Annotated in this window: 20 protein-coding genes, 1 pseudogene and 1 other annotated feature; of the genes and pseudogenes, 2 read left to right on the top strand and 19 right to left on the bottom strand. The window is 35.1% G+C overall.

Features of this window, described 5'->3' with window-relative positions; translation table 11 throughout:
• Positions 1 to 183: 183 nt before the first annotated feature.
• The 4 genes from PVA17_RS15355 to PVA17_RS15370 form a co-directional block, all read right to left on the bottom strand.
• On the bottom strand, positions 184 to 366 hold the full coding sequence (locus tag PVA17_RS15355; RefSeq protein ID WP_274068170.1) for a hypothetical protein: 183 nt from the start codon (positions 364 to 366) through the stop codon (positions 184 to 186).
• A gap of 249 nt (positions 367 to 615) precedes the next feature.
• A complete protein-coding gene (locus PVA17_RS15360) occupies positions 616 to 1,974 on the bottom strand; it encodes an aspartate kinase (protein ID WP_248718906.1) in 1,359 nt (452 codons plus the stop codon).
• A gap of 1,073 nt (positions 1,975 to 3,047) precedes the next feature.
• Complete coding sequence (locus PVA17_RS15365; RefSeq protein WP_274068171.1) at positions 3,048 to 4,385, bottom strand: sodium-dependent transporter; 1,338 nt, start codon at positions 4,383 to 4,385, stop codon at positions 3,048 to 3,050.
• Between the two features lie 371 nt (positions 4,386 to 4,756).
• Positions 4,757 to 4,980, bottom strand: a binding site (T-box leader).
• Positions 4,981 to 5,226: 246 nt separating this feature from the next.
• Positions 5,227 to 5,934, bottom strand: a complete 708-nt coding sequence (locus tag PVA17_RS15370; RefSeq protein WP_274068172.1) for a DNA alkylation repair protein — start codon at positions 5,932 to 5,934, stop codon at positions 5,227 to 5,229.
• 141 nt (positions 5,935 to 6,075) lie between these two features.
• Here PVA17_RS15370 and PVA17_RS15375 point away from each other — a divergent pair, with 141 nt between their 5' ends.
• Together PVA17_RS15375 and PVA17_RS15380 are read left to right on the top strand one after the other, a co-directional pair.
• Positions 6,076 to 6,432, top strand: coding sequence for a hypothetical protein (locus PVA17_RS15375; protein WP_274068173.1), 357 nt, complete (start codon positions 6,076 to 6,078; stop codon positions 6,430 to 6,432).
• A 191-nt stretch (positions 6,433 to 6,623) separates the two neighbouring features.
• The gene (locus tag PVA17_RS15380) at positions 6,624 to 7,577 is read left to right on the top strand and encodes a TRM11 family SAM-dependent methyltransferase (RefSeq protein ID WP_274068174.1); all 954 of its coding nucleotides are present in this window, start codon (positions 6,624 to 6,626) and stop codon (positions 7,575 to 7,577) included.
• 571 nt (positions 7,578 to 8,148) lie between these two features.
• Here PVA17_RS15380 and PVA17_RS15385 read toward each other — a convergent pair.
• The 15 genes and pseudogenes from PVA17_RS15385 to PVA17_RS15455 form a co-directional block, all read right to left on the bottom strand.
• Positions 8,149 to 8,670: a GNAT family N-acetyltransferase gene (locus PVA17_RS15385; protein ID WP_274068175.1), complete on the bottom strand. Its 522-nt coding sequence runs from the start codon at positions 8,668 to 8,670 to the stop codon at positions 8,149 to 8,151.
• Between the two features lie 245 nt (positions 8,671 to 8,915).
• Positions 8,916 to 9,932: an aminoglycoside phosphotransferase family protein gene (locus tag PVA17_RS15390; protein ID WP_274068176.1), complete on the bottom strand. Its 1,017-nt coding sequence runs from the start codon at positions 9,930 to 9,932 to the stop codon at positions 8,916 to 8,918.
• On the bottom strand, positions 9,929 to 10,996 hold the full coding sequence (rsgA, locus tag PVA17_RS15395) for a ribosome small subunit-dependent GTPase A (protein ID WP_274068177.1): 1,068 nt from the start codon (positions 10,994 to 10,996) through the stop codon (positions 9,929 to 9,931). The genes PVA17_RS15390 and rsgA overlap by 4 nt, the downstream gene beginning before the upstream one ends.
• 645 nt (positions 10,997 to 11,641) lie before the next feature.
• Positions 11,642 to 12,364 carry an SAM-dependent methyltransferase gene (locus tag PVA17_RS15400; protein ID WP_274068187.1) on the bottom strand — a complete coding sequence of 241 codons (723 nt, stop codon included), beginning with the start codon at positions 12,362 to 12,364 and terminating at the stop codon, positions 11,642 to 11,644.
• Positions 12,365 to 12,720: 356 nt separating this feature from the next.
• Complete coding sequence (locus PVA17_RS15405) at positions 12,721 to 13,164, bottom strand: VOC family protein (protein WP_274068178.1); 444 nt, start codon at positions 13,162 to 13,164, stop codon at positions 12,721 to 12,723.
• Positions 13,165 to 13,288: 124 nt separating this feature from the next.
• Positions 13,289 to 13,489, bottom strand: a pseudogene (locus PVA17_RS15410) (IS5/IS1182 family transposase); the annotation flags it as partial.
• A gap of 389 nt (positions 13,490 to 13,878) precedes the next feature.
• On the bottom strand, positions 13,879 to 14,445 hold the full coding sequence (locus PVA17_RS15415) for a GNAT family N-acetyltransferase (RefSeq protein WP_274068179.1): 567 nt from the start codon (positions 14,443 to 14,445) through the stop codon (positions 13,879 to 13,881).
• A 439-nt stretch (positions 14,446 to 14,884) separates the two neighbouring features.
• Positions 14,885 to 15,397: a GNAT family N-acetyltransferase gene (locus PVA17_RS15420; RefSeq protein WP_274068180.1), complete on the bottom strand. Its 513-nt coding sequence runs from the start codon at positions 15,395 to 15,397 to the stop codon at positions 14,885 to 14,887.
• Positions 15,398 to 15,727: 330 nt separating this feature from the next.
• Complete coding sequence (locus PVA17_RS15425; RefSeq protein WP_132358511.1) at positions 15,728 to 16,105, bottom strand: SET domain-containing protein; 378 nt, start codon at positions 16,103 to 16,105, stop codon at positions 15,728 to 15,730.
• Positions 16,106 to 16,202: 97 nt separating this feature from the next.
• Positions 16,203 to 16,412 carry a hypothetical protein gene (locus tag PVA17_RS15430; RefSeq protein WP_132358513.1) on the bottom strand — a complete coding sequence of 70 codons (210 nt, stop codon included), beginning with the start codon at positions 16,410 to 16,412 and terminating at the stop codon, positions 16,203 to 16,205.
• A gap of 262 nt (positions 16,413 to 16,674) precedes the next feature.
• Positions 16,675 to 16,989, bottom strand: a complete 315-nt coding sequence (locus tag PVA17_RS15435) for a thioredoxin family protein (protein ID WP_132358515.1) — start codon at positions 16,987 to 16,989, stop codon at positions 16,675 to 16,677.
• A gap of 442 nt (positions 16,990 to 17,431) precedes the next feature.
• On the bottom strand, positions 17,432 to 18,265 hold the full coding sequence (locus PVA17_RS15440) for a CPBP family intramembrane glutamic endopeptidase (RefSeq protein ID WP_274068181.1): 834 nt from the start codon (positions 18,263 to 18,265) through the stop codon (positions 17,432 to 17,434).
• Between the two features lie 198 nt (positions 18,266 to 18,463).
• On the bottom strand, positions 18,464 to 19,066 hold the full coding sequence (locus tag PVA17_RS15445) for an NDxxF motif lipoprotein (RefSeq protein WP_274068182.1): 603 nt from the start codon (positions 19,064 to 19,066) through the stop codon (positions 18,464 to 18,466).
• Positions 19,067 to 19,350: 284 nt separating this feature from the next.
• Complete coding sequence (locus tag PVA17_RS15450) at positions 19,351 to 20,145, bottom strand: MerR family transcriptional regulator (protein ID WP_132358521.1); 795 nt, start codon at positions 20,143 to 20,145, stop codon at positions 19,351 to 19,353.
• A 170-nt stretch (positions 20,146 to 20,315) separates the two neighbouring features.
• Positions 20,316 to 21,191, bottom strand: coding sequence for a helix-turn-helix domain-containing protein (locus PVA17_RS15455; RefSeq protein ID WP_274068183.1), 876 nt, complete (start codon positions 21,189 to 21,191; stop codon positions 20,316 to 20,318).
• Positions 21,192 to 21,414: the final 223 nt, after the last annotated feature.

Below are 21,414 nucleotides of genomic sequence, written 5' to 3' on the forward strand. Positions count from 1 at the left end.
TAAAAAAACAAATTCCTACAAAGAAGAATTTGTACTGTTTAGTCTTAAATTAAAAACCTATCCCAAATATAAACCTTTTGAATTTGCGTACAGATCACAACTTCATAATACTCGAATTATTTATTTTTTTGAAATTGTATCACAAATCCACATTTTATCACAATTCTATTTTGAGATATTCCGCTATTGCCTTTGTTTTAAAGTTTTAAAACGAATAATTGATCCCGCAATGATAAACACCCAGCCAATACCGATATAAACAACTTTCATTGTTTTTGTCGAAGACGGTAAAATATCCATGATTGTTAAACAAACAAATAGTATACCAATCATTGATAGCAACATACCAATTGATAATTTTTTCAACAGAAAGACCTCCAATCAATGTACGCCCTTGATTTTACCGTATTCCCGTCAAAAAGAAAACACTAATCCAGTTTAAGGATTAGCGTTTACACCACATTTACGGGCAGTAATTGATCTGTACCGAAAGCGCAGTGGCAGGTACAAGACTCCACCCAAAACTTTAGCGAAAGCAAAAAGTTAGGTAGAACATTAGCTGCCCGTTACAGTTGGGCTGAAGAACCCCCACTGATTAAGTCACACTTTTGTCCCTTATACTCTCACATGTGCAAAAAATTCCCCATAAAGCGCTTGTAAAATTTGATTTTCATATTCTTGTAGTACACCGAATACTAGACTAACTTCAGATGAGCCTTGATTAATCATCTCTATATTTGCACCTGTTTTTGAAATTGCAGTTGCAGCACGTGCCGCTAGACCCGTGTTATTTCGCATGCCTTCGCCTACAATAACAATCATAGAAAACCCATGACGCATTTGCACATCATCTGCATTCAACTCATTTTTTACACGAGCTAAAATTCTTTCTTCATTTTCAAGTGTAATTTGATTCGAACGCATAATAACAGAAATATCGTCCAAACCAGACGGTGTGTGTTCATATGAAATATTTTCATCTTCTAAAATTTGTAGAAGCTTACGGCCAAAGCCTACTTCCCTATTCATCAAATATTTCGACACATATAAAGTTGAAAAGCCACTGTCTGCCGAGATACCTGTAACCGGACGTCCTGTTACAGAACGTCTTGGGACAATACGAGTACCCGGAGCTGATGGATTATTTGTATTTTTTATGTTAACTGGCACCCCAATCTTGTACACAGGCATCAACGCTTCATCATGGAAAACCGAAAAGCCTGCATAGGATAATTCGCGCATTTCGCGATACGTAATTTCTTTAATTTCCACTGGATCATTCACAACTTTCGGATTCGCGGAGAACACACAGTCCACATCCGTAAAGTTTTCATATAGCTCTGCTTCAACAGCAGCTGCCAAAATTGAGCCTGTAATATCTGAGCCACCACGATCAAATGTACGTAGTATGCCAGCTTTAGTGTAACCAAAGAAACCTGGGAATACAATAATTTCCTTGGTATATTTTAGGGGGGCTAAATTTACATAAGCCTCTGGTAAGGCATACGTTCGTTCAGGTAAATCATTGACGACCAAACCGTCTTTTGGACTTACGTAGCGTGCCGGCAAACCGATTGAATTAAAATAAGCAGCGATTAGCTTCGCGTTATTGTCTTCCCCTGCCGCTTTGATGCTATCGATAAATAATTCTTTATTCGATTTATCACCTTGTACACGTTCACGTAAATCTTCAGCGATTACGTCACAAATTGTATGATCTAATTCCAAACCATCCGCAATCGCCATAAAGCGATTAACAACGATTTGTAATTTTTCTTCAATTTCTTCATTTTTTAATGCTGCCATTGCTAGGTTAATTAATAAGTCAGTTACCTTTATATCGTCACCAGAACGCTTCCCAGGTGCAGAAACGGCTACGATTTTACGTGCCGGATTAGATTTTACAATGTTTGCTACTTTTTGAATTTGCTCTGCGCTTGCTACAGATGTTCCACCAAATTTACATACGATCATAACCATCAAATCCTAACTTTTTAAATTGAGTGTATTCCTCCAAAAAACAATTGAATGTACACAGTGTACAAATTATCGTTCCCCACGTCAATACAATTTAAAAAATTCACGCAATTAATCGAAAGAAAATGGACAATTTTCACACTGTTTGATTTATTATACGGATTTCGTAGGAAATAGTTAAGGTTTTTACAAATTTTTTTCATAAAATTCCTATAATCGTACAAATATTCGTCTGAACTAGCTGAAATCATCAAATTTACAGAATTTTTCAACGTTAGATCTAGCATAACGAATTAAACCACGGTCTTTTCGAAAATAAATGTGGTAGTATTTGCTTGTATAAAGATAAGATGTATCAATTCAACAGCAGAATGTGGGTCTTTACAACAACTATAAGCCAAAGCTTTTCGGACATGATCCCAAGATTAGCCAATCAAGGTTTCATGCCCCTCCACTTAAAGTCGTAATAAAACCAAATAACGAAAAGTACACCATGCAAGAACCAGTTGTACATACTTAAATTAGCAAGTGTTTTTCAGTAATCTTGCATTAATTATGCCTCGGCATAATTGTGTTCGGAATCGGTTTGTGACGCACAAAAAAACCCCTTACGACTCGGTAATACACCGGAGGCTTTAACTTCTTTCTTCGACACCCGATGAAAAAGTGACTTAAACCACATTCTTCCTACCAACTGGTGGGCGATGAATGCTGAAAGAAGTTAAATTGTAGTGTCTTTCTTCTATATTAATTGAAGAAAACGCTTTCCCCATTATGATATGCAGAAAAACTTGTGATGTTTGTGCTATTTCGAATGATGTCAAGTAATTCTTTTTTGGATTTTTTATCTGTTTTAGGTGGGTATTGCTTTGATTTGCGTTGGTTTCAGCTTTTATTCTATGGAGGGCTGACTTAATAGGAACCAGAGCAGTTTGTTGAGGGACTAATCACTTTTTTCTTGGTAAGTGAAGCATACAAAAAATAACTCATTTTCGTTTACTATGACAAAGCAGATCATTTTATAGCAAAAGCCCTAACATAACGTTATGCTAGGGCTTTTGTATTGTATGTTAAATCAATCCAATTACATTTAAAAATACGATAATAATTGCAATTGGTGCTATATAGCGAAGTAAGAATAACCATAATACAAATAATTTATAGCCTTTATTTTTACTTACACCTAGTTCTTGCATTAACACATCTTTCTTCATTTTAAACGGTACGAAGATCGCCACTAATAGTACACCGAGTGGCATAAGAACATTACTTACTGCAAAGTCTGCTAAATCAAAGACTGTTTTTCCAAACAATTGCACATCGCTTAATACACCAAATGATAGCGCCGATGGAATCCCTACAACAAAGATTAGTAATCCGACCATCAATGCCATTTTTTCACGTTTCCCTTTACCTTTTGTCGTTAAAGAGGCAACGCTAATTTCCAACATGGAAATGGCTGATGTTATAGTTGCAAAGAAAAATAGTAATAAGAAAATAATGAAGAAAAATTTTCCGAATGCCATTTTACTGAAAATAGCTGGCAAGACAATAAATAATAGACCTGGTCCTTGTGATGGTTCCATTCCAAATGCGAAAACTACAGGGAAAATAGCAAGCCCTGCAAGCAATGTAATCACAAGCGTTAAACCGACGATAGAAAATGCGGAACGCGGTAAACTTTCTTCTTTCGGTAAGTATGAGCTATACGTAACCATTACTCCAACACCGACAGATAACGAGAAGAACGATTGCCCCATCGCATATAAAATAATTTCAGATGTTACATTTGAGAAATCAGGCTGTAAGAAGAAGCGAACCCCTTCTTCAGCTCCATCTAATGTAAGAGCACGAATAATTAAGACAAAGAATAAAACAAATAGTGCTGGCATGAAATATTTATTTACTTTTTCAACACCATTTTGCACTCCTTTACTAACGATAAATATAGTAATAAGGATAAATAATAGCTGTGACCCAACCGCTAAAAATGGATTGGCAATGATATCATTAAAAGTGGCCTCGTACGCGCCATTTCCTTCCCATAGTCTACCTGTAATTGCATTCCATAAATATAGTAAAATCCATCCTCCTACAACACTGTAGAATGAAAGCAATATGAAACATGTTACAATTCCTAATTTACCGACCCACGGCCATAGCGTCTTAGGAGCAATATTTCTATATGCATCAACAGCCTCTTTTTGCGTACTTCTTCCAACTACAAATTCCGCTAATAATAATGGTAAACCAATTAATAAAGTAAAACCGATGAAAATAAGGAAGAACGCACCGCCACCTCCAATACCGGCCATATATGGGAACTTCCAAATTGCGCCAAGACCGATTGCCGAGCCTGCTGCTGCTAAAATGAAACCTAATTTCGATGTCCATTGCTGCGATTCCATCTCTTAATCTCCTCTCTTTTTCTATTTCTTTTTTATTACAATTCGGTCCTTATTCATATTGGTCTATCGTAAGTCCTTTCAAATAAAAATCGCCTCAACGACAACGTAGGGATCATAAAAAAATCACGATACTACCCTAGTTATGAAGATACAACAAGAATAAAACCTTAACAAAAAACGCCCCTACGCAAATACGTAGGGACGATTAAATATCGCGGTACCACCCTAGTTATGAAGATATAACAAGAGTAAAGCCTTAATAAAAAACGTCCCTACGTAAATACGTAGGGACGATTAAATATCGCGGTACCACCCTAGTTATGAAAATACAACAAGAGGAAGACCTTAAAAAAAACGTCCCTACGTTAATACGTAGGGACGATATATATCGCGGTACCACCCTAGTTGTGAAAAAAATTCTTCACCACTTTATTTGATAACGGTATTCACTACCGTCTTCCACTTCCTCACATTTTGTGATTTATGAAAGATGCTCCAGGTTGAAATTCATGATAATCTATATACTGATTCGCACCAACCATCAGTTCTCTGAAATAGGGAGATTTTCACTACTTAATCCTATCATTGCCCAAATATTAATTTTCCGAATTGATACTATCATTTTTATCACACATTAAATACTGGCGTCAAGTCATTTCGAAGATTCCATCCGTCACTTCGGCGGGTTCTTCCGTCGCTCTGGCGATTCTTATTTCTATTCGCCAATCCTCCTCTCATCCCTCTAATAAAATCCCTTGATACTAAACTTCCTGTATTTACATACAGATGTTCTAAGCTTTCTAAAAAATATAGATCTCCTTTAATCAGCACCGGCTATTATTTAACATCTTACATATTTTCGTTTAAAACCAAGTCTTCCTTTATCTACGTCCTTTTGAATACTTTCATAAGCGTGTAGGATACTACTTTTTTTATTATCCCGTCTAACTTCTACTGGACCTACTTCCTTTGCAATTTCGACAGCCTTTTTATGAAGCGGTAAATATGATAGCCCTACCGTGTATAGAAAATTATTCATAGCAGATTTCGTTCGTTCTGGCGATTCGTGAATGTTATTTTTCACAATTTCAATCATGTTGGCAATTTTACTCTCGCAAAATTCATCGTCTGAGCGATTCCCTAAAAGCCAACAGTAGCAACTCCAGCCTGCTGACATTCTCAGCTCTTCACCGCTTGCGATCCATTTGTCAGCAACTTCTTGTGCAATATCTGCTTCTGCTAAAGTTACTGCAACCACATAATCCGATAGCATATAAAAATATGCCGCATCCATCCACCGATCAAAATCTGACATAGTCATCGCCTTTGGATCTGCAATAATGCCTGCAAAGTACATTGCGTCGTAGTTCCCTGTGGCATACAGTTCTTCAGCTAACGGTTGATTTATTTTTATTTTTTTTGCTATTGGCTTCATTGCACCTGTTGCCACGCCAAAAAGTGGCTCGTGCGCACCATTGGACAAATACATTTTTTTAGTTCGTTCCTTGCCAAGAGCCTCAAGCTCCTGCATTACCATCTCTAGATTCATTTATCGCACTTCCTTTTTCGAGTATGCCCTCTAAGATTTTGCCATAATCATTATCCTATAAACAATTAATGATCGAAAACTAAAATGCTTTCATTTTTTTTTACAATATGTGTTAATATTTTAATGATAAGGGGTGGTACTTTGGTAAACTTTTTTAACAAATATTCAAAATACATAGTGTTACTCATTTTTATATTTGAAATAATTTATTTTGGAATTCCCGATTATGTAAAGCCTGTTTTTGTTTATGAATACTTGATATTTTTCGGTTTGTCTTATTTATTTGCTATTATTCAAGATTTTTTTAATCCAAGTGAAAAAACAGATATATTATTACGTGTTGTCATCATTATGAGCTCTCTCGTCATATTGCTTACCTCTATTTACTATAAAGCAACGTTTTCACTTATTTTTTCTATGATAATGTTTAGTGCGATTAGTTTCACTTTATATTTAGCAATCAAGCAAAACAAAATGAATAAGCAGCAGGATTACTGACCTGAAATGTCTATTTTTTATTATTTCATTCCATAGATTTTCCCCACTATATCGATTGAACCTTACCATAATTGTGTATCGAGTAGCTTGATAGAGACGCCTATGATACGATTACACATAAATAACTTCATTTGTTTTTTATGAACGTTAGTAAAATCTAGTGAACAACAATATAAAAGGATGGTAATCAATTGAGCAACGAGCAAAATAATAATAAATTTATATACACATATGTCCATCATGTTGACGAGTACGATCTATGCAGAATGGAGATGCGTGCATTTTTTAACCTTGATTCCCAATCAAACTATTTAATAAGCAATATTAAAATTGATCCAAGCCGTAGCCCCTTTATACAAGAGAGACTTGAGGTGCTATATGAAGATAATAGCGTAGAAAACATCATGACGATGGTGAAGGATCTAAACATAAATAAAGCAACTTTTAAAGTGGTTTGTTTAAATAGTATGGCTATAGGTGAGACGAAGAAAATCCCTCAATCAGAGCGTCGTTTATTCGAACGTGAGATAGGATTATGTATTGCTGGAGAACCAGACCTAAACCATCCTGACATTATATTTGGTCTTATGTTAGTAGATGGGATCTGGCATTTTGGAAAGTATATGAAGAGTGAATCCATATGGCGTAAACATTTACACAAACCAAACAGTTATTCAACGGCACTTAGTACAAGAGTAGCGCGTGCTGTTGCGAATATCGCAGTTCCCCAGCCTCAAAATATTCGGGCGATTGATCCTTGTTGTGGTATTGGAACAGTAGTAATTGAAGCACTTTCCATGGGAATTAATATGGAAGGGCGAGATATATATTATAATGTTTGCAAAGGTTCCCGAGAAAATATCGCTTATTTTGGATTAACAGGCAAAATTACAGTAGGTCCCATCTCGGAAGTAACGGAACACTATGATGTTGCTATAATTGATTTACCTTATAACTTATTTACGCATTCATCACCAGAAGATCAATTTGATATTATAAAACATGCTCGCCGAATTGCCGATAAAGTTGTTGTCGTTACAATTGAAACAATTGATGACATGATAGAAGCTGCAGGTTTGATAATAAAAGATCGATGCGTTGCTAAAAAACAATCGTTTTTACGTCAAATTCTTTTATGTGAATAACTTAGTTTTTAGGTACAACATAAGCGGCAATTTGCTTACATAAAACAGAGACCTGGACAACTATCTAGGTCTCTTTTTGTTAGTTTTATAAAAAATGCCTAAGCTTCTTCGGATCCATTCACAGCCCTGTTTAGTAGCCTATGGCCAGTAATACAAACCGCCACCCCAGCCCCTACAATATCAGAGCTGAGCACAACCTCTTTCAATCTCATTCTAAAAGGCTAAAAGATACTGTCTCATCATCATTTGTTCTGTAGTTCATACATTGTACATTCAATACAGTTGCAGTTTATATAAGATACCTTTATCAGAAGAAATCAAAAATCGTCTGTCAGGCTGATCTTACAGTTAGCATTTCGCGCCCCTATTCAAAACACCCTCGCAAGCCTGCAATTTTCATTTAAATAAAAAGAATCCACTTTGAACAAAGATTGATCAAAATGGATTCTCACTTAGCAGATTTAAGTTTGATATAAAAAATGAATCTCTTAAAAGATTATGATCAATCGCGCCCGATCGATATAAATATTATATAATCGGTTTTTTCTTCGACATTTTTTTCCGAGAGATCCTATTTTACTAAGGATTCTGTTATTTTCGTATCTAGATTTTTCATCGCCAACATCGAATTATCCTGAATGATGCCTGTATCTACGAAATCAAATGAAGCGTATAATGTTTTAGCTTTGATATTACTTGTTCGATAAAAGAGGGCTACATATTCTGCTTCCCCATATGGCATAGTTTCAATATCCATCAACATTTTTTCAAAGGCTAGTTTGCCATATCCTTTCCCCTGATAACTCTTTTCGATCATAATATGCCAAATAAAATAACACTTCTTCCCGTAAAAAACTTCATTTTCAAATGATTCGTGATCCAACGTATCATAAATAAACATCAAAAATCCAACGACAACTTCATCGGCATAAATAGCAAAAGGAGTCGCTGGTACCCCGTCTGCGTTCAACACATGAGCGTCTGCAAAGCTTCTGAGGTTAGTAGTTTCTATAAAGTCTTTCTGGTTTTCCCCAACTTCAAGCGCTATTACTTCATCTATGTTATCCCTTGTTATTTTTCGTAATTCAATCATTTTTTTATCTCCTCTCCTAAGACGAGCCACTTTCACACATACCCTGTACATTTCTATAATTCTCAAAATAGGATAATTCTACCAAATGGTTTTGTAACCTTTAGTTCTAAGAAATACATAGGAGAAATAATAAACAAAACTCAAATTATTCATTAAAGGATAATTTGTTGTTTTCATTTATTTTCTCTACTTTCTTATTTTAAAATTGTTAAATTCCATATATTAAAGATACATTCAGTTTTTTATTATAAATTTCTCATCTCATAGATTTTTTGTAAGGTATTAAGGTGCAATGATTTATCTTCGGGCGATTTAGCGAATTTATACCACTCCACGAGCCTGTATCCGAACATAGCAAGAATTAGTTCATAGATACAATGATCGGATATATGGGACACATCCGCATATTCCGAAAAACCCCTGTAATATGCCGGAATGCATTTTTGGTAGTATTCAAGCATATGACTAACATCCGCTTCATCCGTTATTAAACTGGCGATATCCTCGCCCATGTACCCCCATCCGGCGGTATCCCAATCGATAAGTACGATTTTACTGTCCGAATAGAATATGTTGGCCACCCAAAAATCTCTGTGGCAAAGCACTACTGGTAGCTTTTCAATTCGACTGAATATTTCCCTCGCATTGTTATCTAAGTCTATGAGCATTTTACACAAGTGCTTCGGGATTTCACAGTCATCGGAGCGTATATAATCATACAAAACATTCCATGATCGATAATGCTGATAGTAGTTTTTCATATACTCAACCTTGCTTAAATTGGATAAATTTTGCAACAATTTTGGTCGTTCAGTGTACAACTTGCCTTGGAATCGCCCCAATTCCTCAGCTATATGTTCATACATTTCCGAAGTTAGATTTAAGCCTGACACACCATCAATATATTCCATCCACAGTTGAATCTCATCACCATTTATTTCGGCGTGATAACACTCCGGCCAACGGAACGAGTCAAAGAATATCTTTTTAAAATCTGATGTATAGAGGTCGTATTCCCTACGCCATGAATCCGGATCACCATAACGCTCAAATTTTTTCTGTGTTTTCCAAACTATCTTATATGGCACATGTTCGCCTTCAGAAGTTTCAGCCATGCCTGTTACAAGCTGAACAATTCCTATTGTCCCGCCTTGCAACTCTTTAAGTTGATAATCTGCGTGGATTATCGTCTTGTCGAGCATTTTATTTAAAACAAGCGTCAGTATTTCGGGCTTTACAAACTTTTCATTATTGTTGTTCATTTCTTGTATCCTCCCTTTTTATCCTTATGTCGCATAGCAATCGACTTTTGCCACGCCCGTTTATCTATGAGATACCCCGATTTATCATCCACAAATTTGTTTTCCCGCTTCTGTACAAGGTAACGCTCCCAATGCTCTGGTGCCAATGAACCATCAGCAAGAGCTGCAAGAACTGCGCAGTCAGGCTCCGTCTGGTGGCGGCAGTCATTGAAGCGACACTGTGTGAATAATTCCTCCACATCGTTAAATCCTGCGCTAATCCCGTCGTCTGCATCAAACAGCCCAAGTTCACGCATACCAGGTGTATCAATAACCATCGCACCGGAAGGGAGCATGAACAGCTGGCGATGCGTTGTTGTGTGCCGGCCCCGACTGTCGGCCTCGCGGATAGCCTTGACAGTCATCACCTCCTGATTCATTAAAGCGTTTAGCAACGAAGATTTTCCCACACCAGACATACCGAGTAATACCACGGTTTTTCCTGGTTGCAGATATTCGTTCAACCCGTCTAAACCATCCCTGGTATGGCTGGAAACTGCATGTACTGGCACATCAGGAGCAGCTTTCTGAACTTCAGCTATCGATGCGCTGAAATCCGTGGCCAAGTCGGCTTTTGTTAAAATTACGACAGGTTGGCCGCTGCTCTGCCGTGCCTGTGTCAGATAGCGCATGATGCGGCTGACCTTGAAATCCCAGTTTAAGGACGACATGATAAATACGTAATCAAAATTCGTTGCTACGACTTGCTCCAGTATTGTTTTGACATACCCTGCTGCATGTCCCGAATAGTCAGCGCGGGAAAATTTCGAGCGGCGAGGCAGCAGTTTGGCAATGCGCGAAGCACCGTTTTCGTTGTATTTCAGAAATACAAAATCGCCAACGCACGGAAAATCCTCCCGCGTCACCGCGGTGTGATAGAAAGTGCCCTTCAATACAGCCGTCACTTCTCCTCGTTCGGTGATGACGGTATATTGCTCTCGCTGTAATTCCGTAACCCTTCCAGGTATTAAACCTATCGGCGGCGATTCGACTTCGATATAGCCGAATTGTTTCAAATCAATCATTGAACCGATCCTCTCCTAAAGTTGTTTTTGGGCAAAAAAATACCGCGAACAAGCAGCCTCCTAAGAAGCTGCTGTTTCGCGGATAAAAGTCAAAAGTCGACTAAAATCAAAAAGGAATACGACCTTCATCGTATCCCGCTAACAGCAGTATTCACGAAAGGTTACTGTTTACGGCATAGCAAAAAACACGGGTAATCCACCCGGTTGCTCTCATTCCAAGTTTTAATTAAAGATTGGAATTTACTATGCCCGATTTTCGGTTAAGCTAAAACCACCAATACCATATAAGTTGTCATTACAAACATCTCCTTTCGTAGAAAAAATTGGGATATAACCCCACCCATATATTGTGACATAACCCTTTGTGAAAAATCAACAGAAGATTTGGACATCAGCAAATTTTATCGATCAGCTACCTCTCACCCCAATCCCCTAACTATCGCATCTAAGATAAGAAAAGCCACCTTCGTTCGTTGTTTATTTTTTAATGGACTATTATTACTTTTCAAATTAACGAAATAACAAAACAGATGAATCCCCATTGATTTACTAGATTTTAGATTCAAAAATGCAAAAAACTCCATTTTGAAAAAATTTGATCAAAATGGAGTATTATAAAAATGAGCCTTCTTCAACCATCTGTATTCATTTCAAAAAGTCCGTTCTCCCCTTTTTTATCTTCAACATCGAATTAGCATTTTCTTGAAATTCATATGGAACTTTCACTTCTTCAACTGTACAGTTATTGTCAGCAAGATAATTTACTATTTTGTCTAGATGCTGATACCTTTTTCCCTCTAAATCAACTAAAGGAAAAATACGAACTTCCTCTTTTGTAACCCTCAACAGCTCGTTTAGCGTTTCTAAGTGAAATTGATAATCTAACCTATCTGCGTACATAAATAAAAAATGTGCTGAGAGAAGAATCTCAAATTCATTATTCTTAAATGGCAAAGTAGGCAATTTAACAGGAACATATCTTTCACTCGATTTTTTCATATCATTATCAAAATCTTGTAAAGCCGTTAAACGAAATTTTCTAAGACCTTCTATATCCTTGAAATAGTCCCATTTATAGTTGGTTTTAGCTTCTTCCATATGCTTCATTGCGTGTTCAATATCTCGAAGACCTTTATTTTTTAGGTCTTCACCAGAATGATAATAGGCAATGTCACAAGCGATTACATCGAAACCTAATTTGTTGCCAATGGCCGTAAATGAACAAGCTCCTGCTGGACAATCAAGTATTTTCTTTCCTCGGAGTTCTTCTTCTGAAAGGGAGAACATATCCAAATACTCTTCAAAAGTTCTCCCAATGAAAATTATTCTCTCTAAATCTAACTTAGTACTATGCTTTATTTTACTCAGCTAAACTCACCCCACCCTTCTATAAGTACATTCATAATACTACAAAATGATAATATTTACCTTTTTCAAAGAGCTACGCTGCTCCGTTCGTTCATTAATAAAAAAAGAGCTACCTATGCAACTTAATGATCTTCAAGTAAGACACCTCGTTAGCCTCTATGTAGCGCATTCTATGGAAAGAAATTAGAAACTGGATATTATTAAATAAATATTTCTTGTAAAAAGGTTTATCCTATAATTGGATATTATTCATCTTCCATCTACATAATAAACCTACGCAACAAATCCATTTATTGAACTAATTGTTTTTGGTAGTTCAATAAATGAAAAAGAGCAGCTTATATACTCAATAATTTTTAATCAACGCTAATTTCCTCAGCCAACTCCAAAATAATTCCCTCTGGACCACGAACGTAGCATAATTTATAACTTTCTTCATATTGCTGTATCTCACTAAAGATATCCGTACCCTTCTTTTTCAATTTGGCAACAACAGCTTCAATATCTTCAACAGTAAATGCAATATGTCGGAGACCCAGTGTATTTGCAAAGGGTTGCTGAATATCTTTTTCATCTGACGGTGTATAAAATTTAATTAGCTCTATCCATGTCTGACCGTCTGTCGTTCCCAATCCTACACACGCTACTTTAGCGTCATTCAACCCAACTGCATATCCCATTAACTCTCCTTCCATTTCCCACTCCCCTTTCACCTCAAGTCCAAAATCGAGAAAAAACTCTTTAGCGGCAGAGAGATTATTTACGATTACACCCACATGATCTATTCTTTTGATCTTCATATTTCATACCTCCATAGTTTCTTATCCTGTATTCAAATTCTAGTATTAACAAAGGGACGATTAATATAATAAAAAGATACCAGCATTGCCAGTGGCTTATTTTATGGATTTAGCCATATTATAACCGTAAATCATTGTTACACTTGATTACCTTCTGACAGAGTGAATCATCACGAAACGGACAGGTTACACATTCCTTTGGCCTTGCGAATTTTAGTGTCCGATACTTTTCATCGAAGCTGTCGTAACAGTAGCTATGTTTACGTACACATGTCGGTCTGAAATGCTCATCAAATCCAAGATACTCTCCTTCGTTGCGGATATTCCGTCGCTCTGGTTCTTCTTTCCGTCACTTCGCCTCTTCTTTCCATCGCTTTGACTCTTCCTTCCGTCGCTCGGATTTCTTTCCGTCACTTCGACTCTTCTTTCCGTCGCTCTGGCTCTACTTTCCGACGCTTTGACTCTTCCTTCCGTCGCTCGGATTTCTTTCCGTCACTTCGACTCTTCCTTCCGTCGCTCTGGTTCTTCTTTCCGTCGCTCTGGCTCTTCTTTCCGTCGCTCGAATTTCTTTCCGTCACTTCGCTTCTTCTTTCCGTCGCTCTGGCTCTTCTTTTTATTGTTTTAGAACCCTTAATACTAAAGGGATTAAATTTATGAAATTAGCTCATTCTACAAAACAATCCATTCCTAGTTTAAGTGAACTTATTCACAAAGTTATTTTATTATTGAATAAATGCAAGTGTCTGTTAATCGACATCCATCTGCTGACAAATCCTCATTCCTTAGTGTTCCTTCTAACTTAAATCCGAGTTTTTCTGGAATGGAACGACTCTTATAATTTGTTGATTCACACCTAATTTCAATTCTTCTGAATAAGATTTGATTTAATCCGAAATTAATTAACTCTTTTATAGCTTCTGTCATATATCCATTTCCACTAAAAGTTGAATTAATCCAGTATCCAATTTCACATTTTGGAATATCCCAATCAACCCCCTGAAAGCTCGCTACTCCAATAAATTCATCAGTTTCCTTATGAAAGATAAGAAAACGAAAGCTTTCTCTTTTTAAAAAGTTGATATAAGCATTTCTTAGGTTAATCTCTGTTTCTTCAATGCTAGGAATTTCTTGAGCAAAGGGCATCCACGCTTTTAATTCAGTAAAGGAATCTCTAATTGCTTGGCTAACAATATTTCCGTCTCCAGAATAATTTGGAGCACGAAGAATTAACCTTTCTGTTGTTAATTGTGTTGGAATATCTAATAGTAAAGGATTATACATTTCATTTTCCCCTTTCAAATCAATTTCTAGATAAATAAAAATTACAACAAAAACCTCTCCTTCCTAAGACATTCATCTTGAAGACTAGAACCACCTTAGTTTATTGATATGTCACCATATAAACCTCTTACCCTACTTAATATTGTCAGAACCCGTCTCACGATCCTATTTTTTTCAGTTAATGGTAAGATGTCAGAGGCTTTTTTCATTAAGATCACTATTACTCCTTTTCAGCAAATAGGAGCTCTCTGTAAATAATCTCTTAATTACTTCTCATCAACGCTTGATACATTTAGAATTTTTTAACACTTTATATAAAATTGTAATTATTGTCAATAAATCTCTTTTCCAACTATCCTGTGTTGTTCATAAAGAAAAAAGAGCTGCATATGCAACTCAATTTTTTTCAAGTAAGGCACCCCTATCGTGAAGTAATACATTAGCCTTGATTACTTTTTTCAAATTCATTCTTTAATATAGACATAATATATAAAGACTCGAAACCTTTATCATTTTTTATACATTCCCTTAATGTTCCCTCAACGACAAATCCTTGTTTTTTGTAAAGATTAAAGGCACGCAAATTGTTTACTTTTACATCTAACCATAGACGATTAGCATTATGTTTCGTAAATACCAATTCTTTAATAAGTCTGATTGATTCCTTCCCATAACCCTTTCCTTTATCCCTAATAGTAATCCTTACAAGCTCGATGCTTAAATCAGGATTCTCTAATCCAGCAATAATCATATAGCCTACTGGATGATTTCCTTTCCCACCTTCTACAATCAAGTGTAATATATCAGTATTTTCGATTGCCTTTTCATGCTTTTCTTTAGACCATGGGATGATAAATTTTGCATTTTCTTCATTTGATTCTAAGCTACAAACAAAATCTATATCCTTTAATTCGGTATTTCTAAATGTTAATATTTCAGATTTCAAAATCAAGAAAAACCCTCCTCACTTTTCTTTCAATTCCAATATATAATACAACTTGCTTGTTCAAATATCCTGCACCGTTAGTTCAATAAAGAAAAAAGAGCTGATGATCTTCAAGTAAAGAACCTCGTTAATTAAAGAAGACACTTTTAAAATATTAGCGATTTTCTTTAATCAATATTAACTAGACCACCGATAATTACATAAGCAACAGATTTCAATATTCCTTTCGGGGTTTTTATTGCCATGAAGAACCCTAAGTTAAATTACTTGCAATAACCTCAAAAAAAAAGCGTCAATCCTTGTTGGATTAACGCCCTGATTTATTTTAAATTCTTTTTATTCCTGATCAAACCATAGTAGCTCTTTATCATCAACGTCGCCATTATAATTGATAAGAATTTCATCTCCAGCTTTTATATCTGTGTAAGCAAAGAAGTCAAATGTGCGATTTTTAAAATTAATCTCATAAGTTGCATTAGGTTCATAAGAATGGTTAAACAACATTCCATAACCAAGAAGGATGGCTGATTGACCGATTCCATATTCAAAAGCATAATCACCGAGTAAAGTTTGCTCAATGTATTGGTGCTGTTCGTTTGGATAAGAAATAACAGGTGCTTCGTGTAAAAGCTCTCCTTTTTTGATATCACATGTTGCAAATACCCCTCTATTGAATTCTCCATCACTTAAAGGAGATGTTTTTATCTCTATCATGTTTGTTCTCCTACTCACTTTTAATATATTTTTTTAGCTGTAGCATTTGCTCTTTTTTATCTGTAGTAATACGTATAGCTAATCAATCGTATCATAATTAGCGTGATTCTTTTGGTGGTTGGCAAACTTCACATTTACGTTGATTTTTATTTTTAAATTTTGTAAATGTTTTTTCAAAATTGCTACCACATGCACATTTTAATAGTAATTTTTGAGAGAAACCGTGATATTCAGTCGTTAGTAACTTACTTTCTGAATTATTCTCTACAAATTCTTTAATTTTATCAATCGTCCATTTTTTATTCAATCTCTTACACCTCTATATTTTATCTCATGCGGAGGCTTTTCTAGCATCCGTTCAGTTATAAGGAACTTCTTTCATTACCTTAAGCTATTTATTATAACATGAACTGGTAAATAATAAAACAGATTCAAGATACCTTCATCTAACGCCTCACTACAAATATTGATACGTCATCGGTTTAATGTTATTATTGGCAGCCTTTCTTTGTTATAAGTTCCACCAAGAAAGATCTATTATGCCGATACTTCAATCAAAATTCCATACATCAAATACCAATCATCTGCTTGAGTTGTTCAAAAGGGACATATCCAATGATGGGTTCAGATGATTTATTGTGAATAAACAAACGAGAATAAGGAATTCCCATTACCTTATATTCTGCTGCAATATCTGGGCTTTTTTCTACATTTACCTTTATAATTTTTATCTTACCACTGAATTCTTCACTGAGTTGATTAAGAACCCCTGCAAGCATTTTACATGGGCCGCACCACTCGGCCCAAAAATTTAATAACACAATTTTTTTAGTTTTTAATTGTTCTCTTAATTCTTTCTTTGTTGTTACATGAACAATCGACATAATTCTTTTCCTCCCTTGTGAAAATAAAAATCTTGAAGTTATAATATGCTTAAAATTATTATTAGACCCTACTCTCCCTTTCATCACACATTAAAGACCTTTAATGTCCACAATAGAGCAAAAACAACTGCCATTGTATCTATTAATGAAGACTGATCTTTAGCTGTCTCCCACACTGCAAAACATTTTCCTGTGATGTACGCCCTACCTCATCAACAAAAATGCTATCATTGTTTTTCAAATGACAGCCAAGCTACTCTGAAAATCGGTTTGGACGCACAAAGTTTGGTACTTTATTTCAAGTCGTGATCTAAACATAATTTTATTTAAATAGCCATCCTTACCATAAAGGTTCTGAATGGATTTAGTAATGACAGTTATATTTTCAATGTCGAGGCAGAAAGTTCATGACAAATTTTTGATGATCACTTATCCTCTTTTTCTAAACCATGTAATGCTTTCCATTAACAATTTTTGTATCTTCTTTTCCATACAATACGTTTTTTGGATTGATCACGATAAGTAAAACCGCTACTACTGAATAAAGAATTGCGCTGTACTTGATTAGTTCCAGTAAGTTACCATTTATTAAGCCAATAAAGAAATTAAATAATTGGTGGATGATGATTGGAATGATTAAATTTTGATTTAAGTTATAAAATGCTGTCATGACGATTTTAGTGGAAATAAGTGCAATCATAAAGAATAGTATATATTTTAGTAAATCCATGCCCATATACCCTGTAGTAAACCAAATAGGAAGATGCCACATCCCCCACCAAAATCCAATGATAATCGAAGCTTTTAATGGCGAATGCTTCTTTTGAAGCTCCATTTGAGCGAATCCTCTCCATCCTAGTTCTTCACCTAGCGGCCCAGAAAGTAGGTTTTTAAAAAAGAAATAGATCAGCATTCCCCATGAAGAAATCGTAAAAACAGAGTCTACTTCACTGTTTTTCGATACGAGAAATACAATCATCAAAAATATAAATGTTTGAATCAGCATCACAGAAAGAATCACCGAAAACTTAAGCTTATTGTTAAATTTATCTTTAACAAATTGCATAAAACTTTGCCCAGGATAGATTTTTTTAAACAATATGGCAAAAGCAAAGGTTGAGGACCAAGCTGATATACAGAGCGTTACATCAAAAATCCATTTAGGAAATCCTAACACTCTTGTGGCTCCGACAAGACAAAAAAGTGGCAAAAAAATGATATTGGTTAGTAAAATAAAACTTGCTACCGGTTTTTTTAGTTTCTTTTCTCTATTCATACATATTCCCCGTTTCAAACTAAATTTCGTTTTAAGAATACCTTTAGCTTAAACCTAGGGGTTACTCTCAGGTCAACACTTCTTTCAAATAAATGAAGCAATATATATAGAAAACCCGAACAAATGGCAAAACACCGTTTGAGTGTCTTGCAAATTTGTTCGGGTTTTACACTATACTACTTTTGTCCTAACCTCAATTTATTCATCGAAATAGGAAGTTTTAATATTTTTCTCGTCCAGAAATTTTTCGATTTTTAATTGCTGCCTTCCGTTCGCTTTAGTAAAATGCTCTGAAGCAAAATCTGATATATCTGTAAGGTTACCATTTTCGACCATCCCATCAATTTCATCTTCAAATTGTATTAACGTTTTTCTGATCGATGAAACAAATTCATAGATTGTCTTTGAAGGTTCTTTATAATCATCAGGGATAGTATTATTACTAATAAAATCAATGAAATTCGCATCATTCTTTTCCCCTTCAGCTACTAAAGTATGTAATTTTTCCTGATCAGATTTAGAAGCATCCTCATATATAGAAACAATTATCTGCATTTCTTTGTCTAACACATGACTATAATCCATATATTTTTTTATACTGGCTTTCATTTCTTCTTCGCTAATCGTTTCATTCTTTTTATTAGAAACAAAAATATCGTCAGGAATTTTAACGAGTACATTGTTAACAGGTTTTTCCTTACTTTCTTTATTGTTTTCTTCGTTAGGCATTGTTTCGTGTGAACAAGCACACATCAATACAATCGTGAACACCATGAATAAAAATAAAGTAAATCTTTTCATATGTATCTCCTTCTTCATCCATTTTGTCATTAATTTGACCTTTCTTATAATTCGCCTTCATTTACAAAATCGTCTCTACTTCCTTAATGATCGAGCCATTTTACAATAAATGATTACAGGCTATACATTTCGCGCCCTCTGTGTACTAGTTAAATAGTACACTATGACTTTAAATTTCGCAAGTGTTTTTTCAAATAAAAGGAAGAACCCCTATATAAAGGGCTCTCCCTTGATAAAATTGAACAAAGTATGGCTCTTCAGTAAAGCGAGGGAACTAATAAGTTTCACTTGATAGGTACATAAATCTCTAAAAATACCCGTTCAAGTCCATCTTCATAAGTAGTCAGTAATAGGTTTATATAAACTTGTCCCAAAAGTTCATACCCTTTTTCTACTGCGATTTTTCTTAAACTAGCTTCCACGTGTTGATCAATATTTTTTCCGCCAGTTGACCATCTTCCATCTTCAATTATTGTATAAATACATTTTGGATGGGATAGGATTTCACCGTCTACTTTTTCATCCAAGTCTTCCAATCTTCTTACAATGACAAACTTATCTTCTATAATACCATCTTCATTAAAGCTGATGACTCTTCTTAAAGATGTGAGCGTAACTGCTTTTTTTAAACTGTCCGCATTCTTTTTTAAAGTGTCATATTCATCATATGCAGTATAATGTTCTATTTCCCCCTTTATTTCTAGAGGTTTCATTTCCTTAACTATGTATTGCCCTGAAAATTGTTGAATATTCTCACAATCTTCTTTTACTATTTGAAGCTTTTTTAATAGAAGTTTTTTATATTCTATTTCCCGTAAAACTTCTTGTTCTTTCTCTTCTAATAATAATTGTATCCCCTCAATACTCTTACTTTTTCTTAATTCCTGAATTTTTTTAATTTCAATATCAATTTCTCTATAGAAATTGACAGTTGTTATATCATAAATATCAAAACGATTATAAATTCTATATCCATTCTCCATATTTTGCTTTGGCTTTACTAATTCCTTTTCTTCATAAAATTTCAACGTATCTCTAGATACACCTAAAAAATTAGCTACTTGCCCAATCGTGTACATTTTCCTCTCCTACCTTTGATGCAAAATCTTTATCGAACTACATAACCATATAATACCATTTGAGAATTGGAGATGCCAGATGATACTCTGACCAAGCAACGGGATTCTGAAGTAATTCTTTTCCTAACAAAAATAAGAGCCGTCGAAACAGCTCTAGGTTTTTAAAAACCTTATTCTTCAAATGATAAATTTGTCGGTTCCTCTAAAAGATGGTTTTCAAAGCAAATGTGGGTTGTAGGGATATCGTTTTCAACTACCTCAAAACTAAGCCCATCCAGCCAAACTTCTCCTTTTCCTGTCAGTAAAATACCGAACGATATAATTGCACTATTTTCTGGTACATCCAGAACTATAGAATATTGATTCCAACTATTTGTACCAATGATTGGTCTATCACTCATATTATCAAATTGCAGGATATCCTCCGATGCATTATCTACTCGCATCCAAAGTCCTGCAAATTGTTTAACATTTTCAGTTTTAATAAACCCCGATAGTTTAACTCTTTTATTTCTAAATTCATTTGCCTTAAATTGTTGCATCATTGTTGCAAATTCATCTGGATCCCGAACCGTTTTTGATTTTAAATAGCCCGATGCTTTGCCTTGATGAACAGTTTCCCGATCTGTTCCTATTTCATAATTATAAGGATGACTTCCACTTATGAACCAGCCTTTCATTTTTTCTTCCATTATTGATTCCTCCTTGTTTTTTCTCATAGCTCTCATTACTTTTCTGTATTGCCCTGGTGGCAAACTATATAATTTTTTGAATGCTCGTGTAAAGGATTCTTGTGACTCAAATTGATAATAGAACGCGATATCAATAATTCTTTCATTCGTATGAAGAAGTATACTTGCAGCATTTGCAAGTCGCCTCATTCGAATATATTCCGTGACAGACATGCCAACAGAGGTTTGAAAAACTCTGTGAAAATGATATCTTGAAAATCCGCTTACCGCATCAATATCATTGGCAGAAATTTGCTCATGTAAATGTGATTCAATCCAATTTATTGTTTTTTGAATTAGCCAATCATTTTTCAACGGTATTTCACCTCCTCTTCACTTATAATCATAACGAATAAAAATTAATAATTTTTGACTTTTTTTGCGATATTTTTCAAAACCACAGATACTTTAACAAAACATCTTCAATTAAATACGACACTTTAATTCATGTGTAAAATTCGACTACGGGTATAATAGCAAGTGACTATTTTACTCCTTTTACCATTCTGCCTTTCACTTTAAGCTATCCACCTAAAAA

The organism is Lysinibacillus sp. CNPSo 3705 (genome assembly GCF_028674935.1).
Classification (GTDB): domain Bacteria; phylum Bacillota; class Bacilli; order Bacillales_A; family Planococcaceae; genus Lysinibacillus.

What these genes read in the sequence shown, in the direction of transcription:
- PVA17_RS15360 (WP_248718906.1), bottom strand. Translation starts at nt 1,974, where the DNA reads ATGATCGTATGTAAATTTGGTGGAACATCTGTAGCAAGCGCAGAGCAA.
- PVA17_RS15365 (WP_274068171.1), bottom strand. Translation starts at nt 4,385, where the DNA reads ATGGAATCGCAGCAATGGACATCGAAATTAGGTTTCATTTTAGCAGCA.
- PVA17_RS15370 (WP_274068172.1), bottom strand. Translation starts at nt 5,934, where the DNA reads ATGAATCTAGAGATGGTAATGCAGGAGCTTGAGGCTCTTGGCAAGGAA.
- PVA17_RS15385 (WP_274068175.1), bottom strand. Translation starts at nt 8,670, where the DNA reads ATGATTGAATTACGAAAAATAACAAGGGATAACATAGATGAAGTAATA.
- PVA17_RS15390 (WP_274068176.1), bottom strand. Translation starts at nt 9,932, where the DNA reads ATGAACAACAATAATGAAAAGTTTGTAAAGCCCGAAATACTGACGCTT.
- rsgA (WP_274068177.1), bottom strand. Translation starts at nt 10,996, where the DNA reads ATGATTGATTTGAAACAATTCGGCTATATCGAAGTCGAATCGCCGCCG.
- PVA17_RS15405 (WP_274068178.1), bottom strand. Translation starts at nt 13,164, where the DNA reads ATGAAGATCAAAAGAATAGATCATGTGGGTGTAATCGTAAATAATCTC.
- PVA17_RS15415 (WP_274068179.1), bottom strand. Translation starts at nt 14,445, where the DNA reads ATGTATAATCCTTTACTATTAGATATTCCAACACAATTAACAACAGAA.
- PVA17_RS15425 (WP_132358511.1), bottom strand. Translation starts at nt 16,105, where the DNA reads ATGATAGAGATAAAAACATCTCCTTTAAGTGATGGAGAATTCAATAGA.
- PVA17_RS15435 (WP_132358515.1), bottom strand. Translation starts at nt 16,989, where the DNA reads ATGTCGATTGTTCATGTAACAACAAAGAAAGAATTAAGAGAACAATTA.
- PVA17_RS15440 (WP_274068181.1), bottom strand. Translation starts at nt 18,265, where the DNA reads ATGAATAGAGAAAAGAAACTAAAAAAACCGGTAGCAAGTTTTATTTTA.
- PVA17_RS15445 (WP_274068182.1), bottom strand. Translation starts at nt 19,066, where the DNA reads ATGAAAAGATTTACTTTATTTTTATTCATGGTGTTCACGATTGTATTG.
- PVA17_RS15450 (WP_132358521.1), bottom strand. Translation starts at nt 20,145, where the DNA reads ATGTACACGATTGGGCAAGTAGCTAATTTTTTAGGTGTATCTAGAGAT.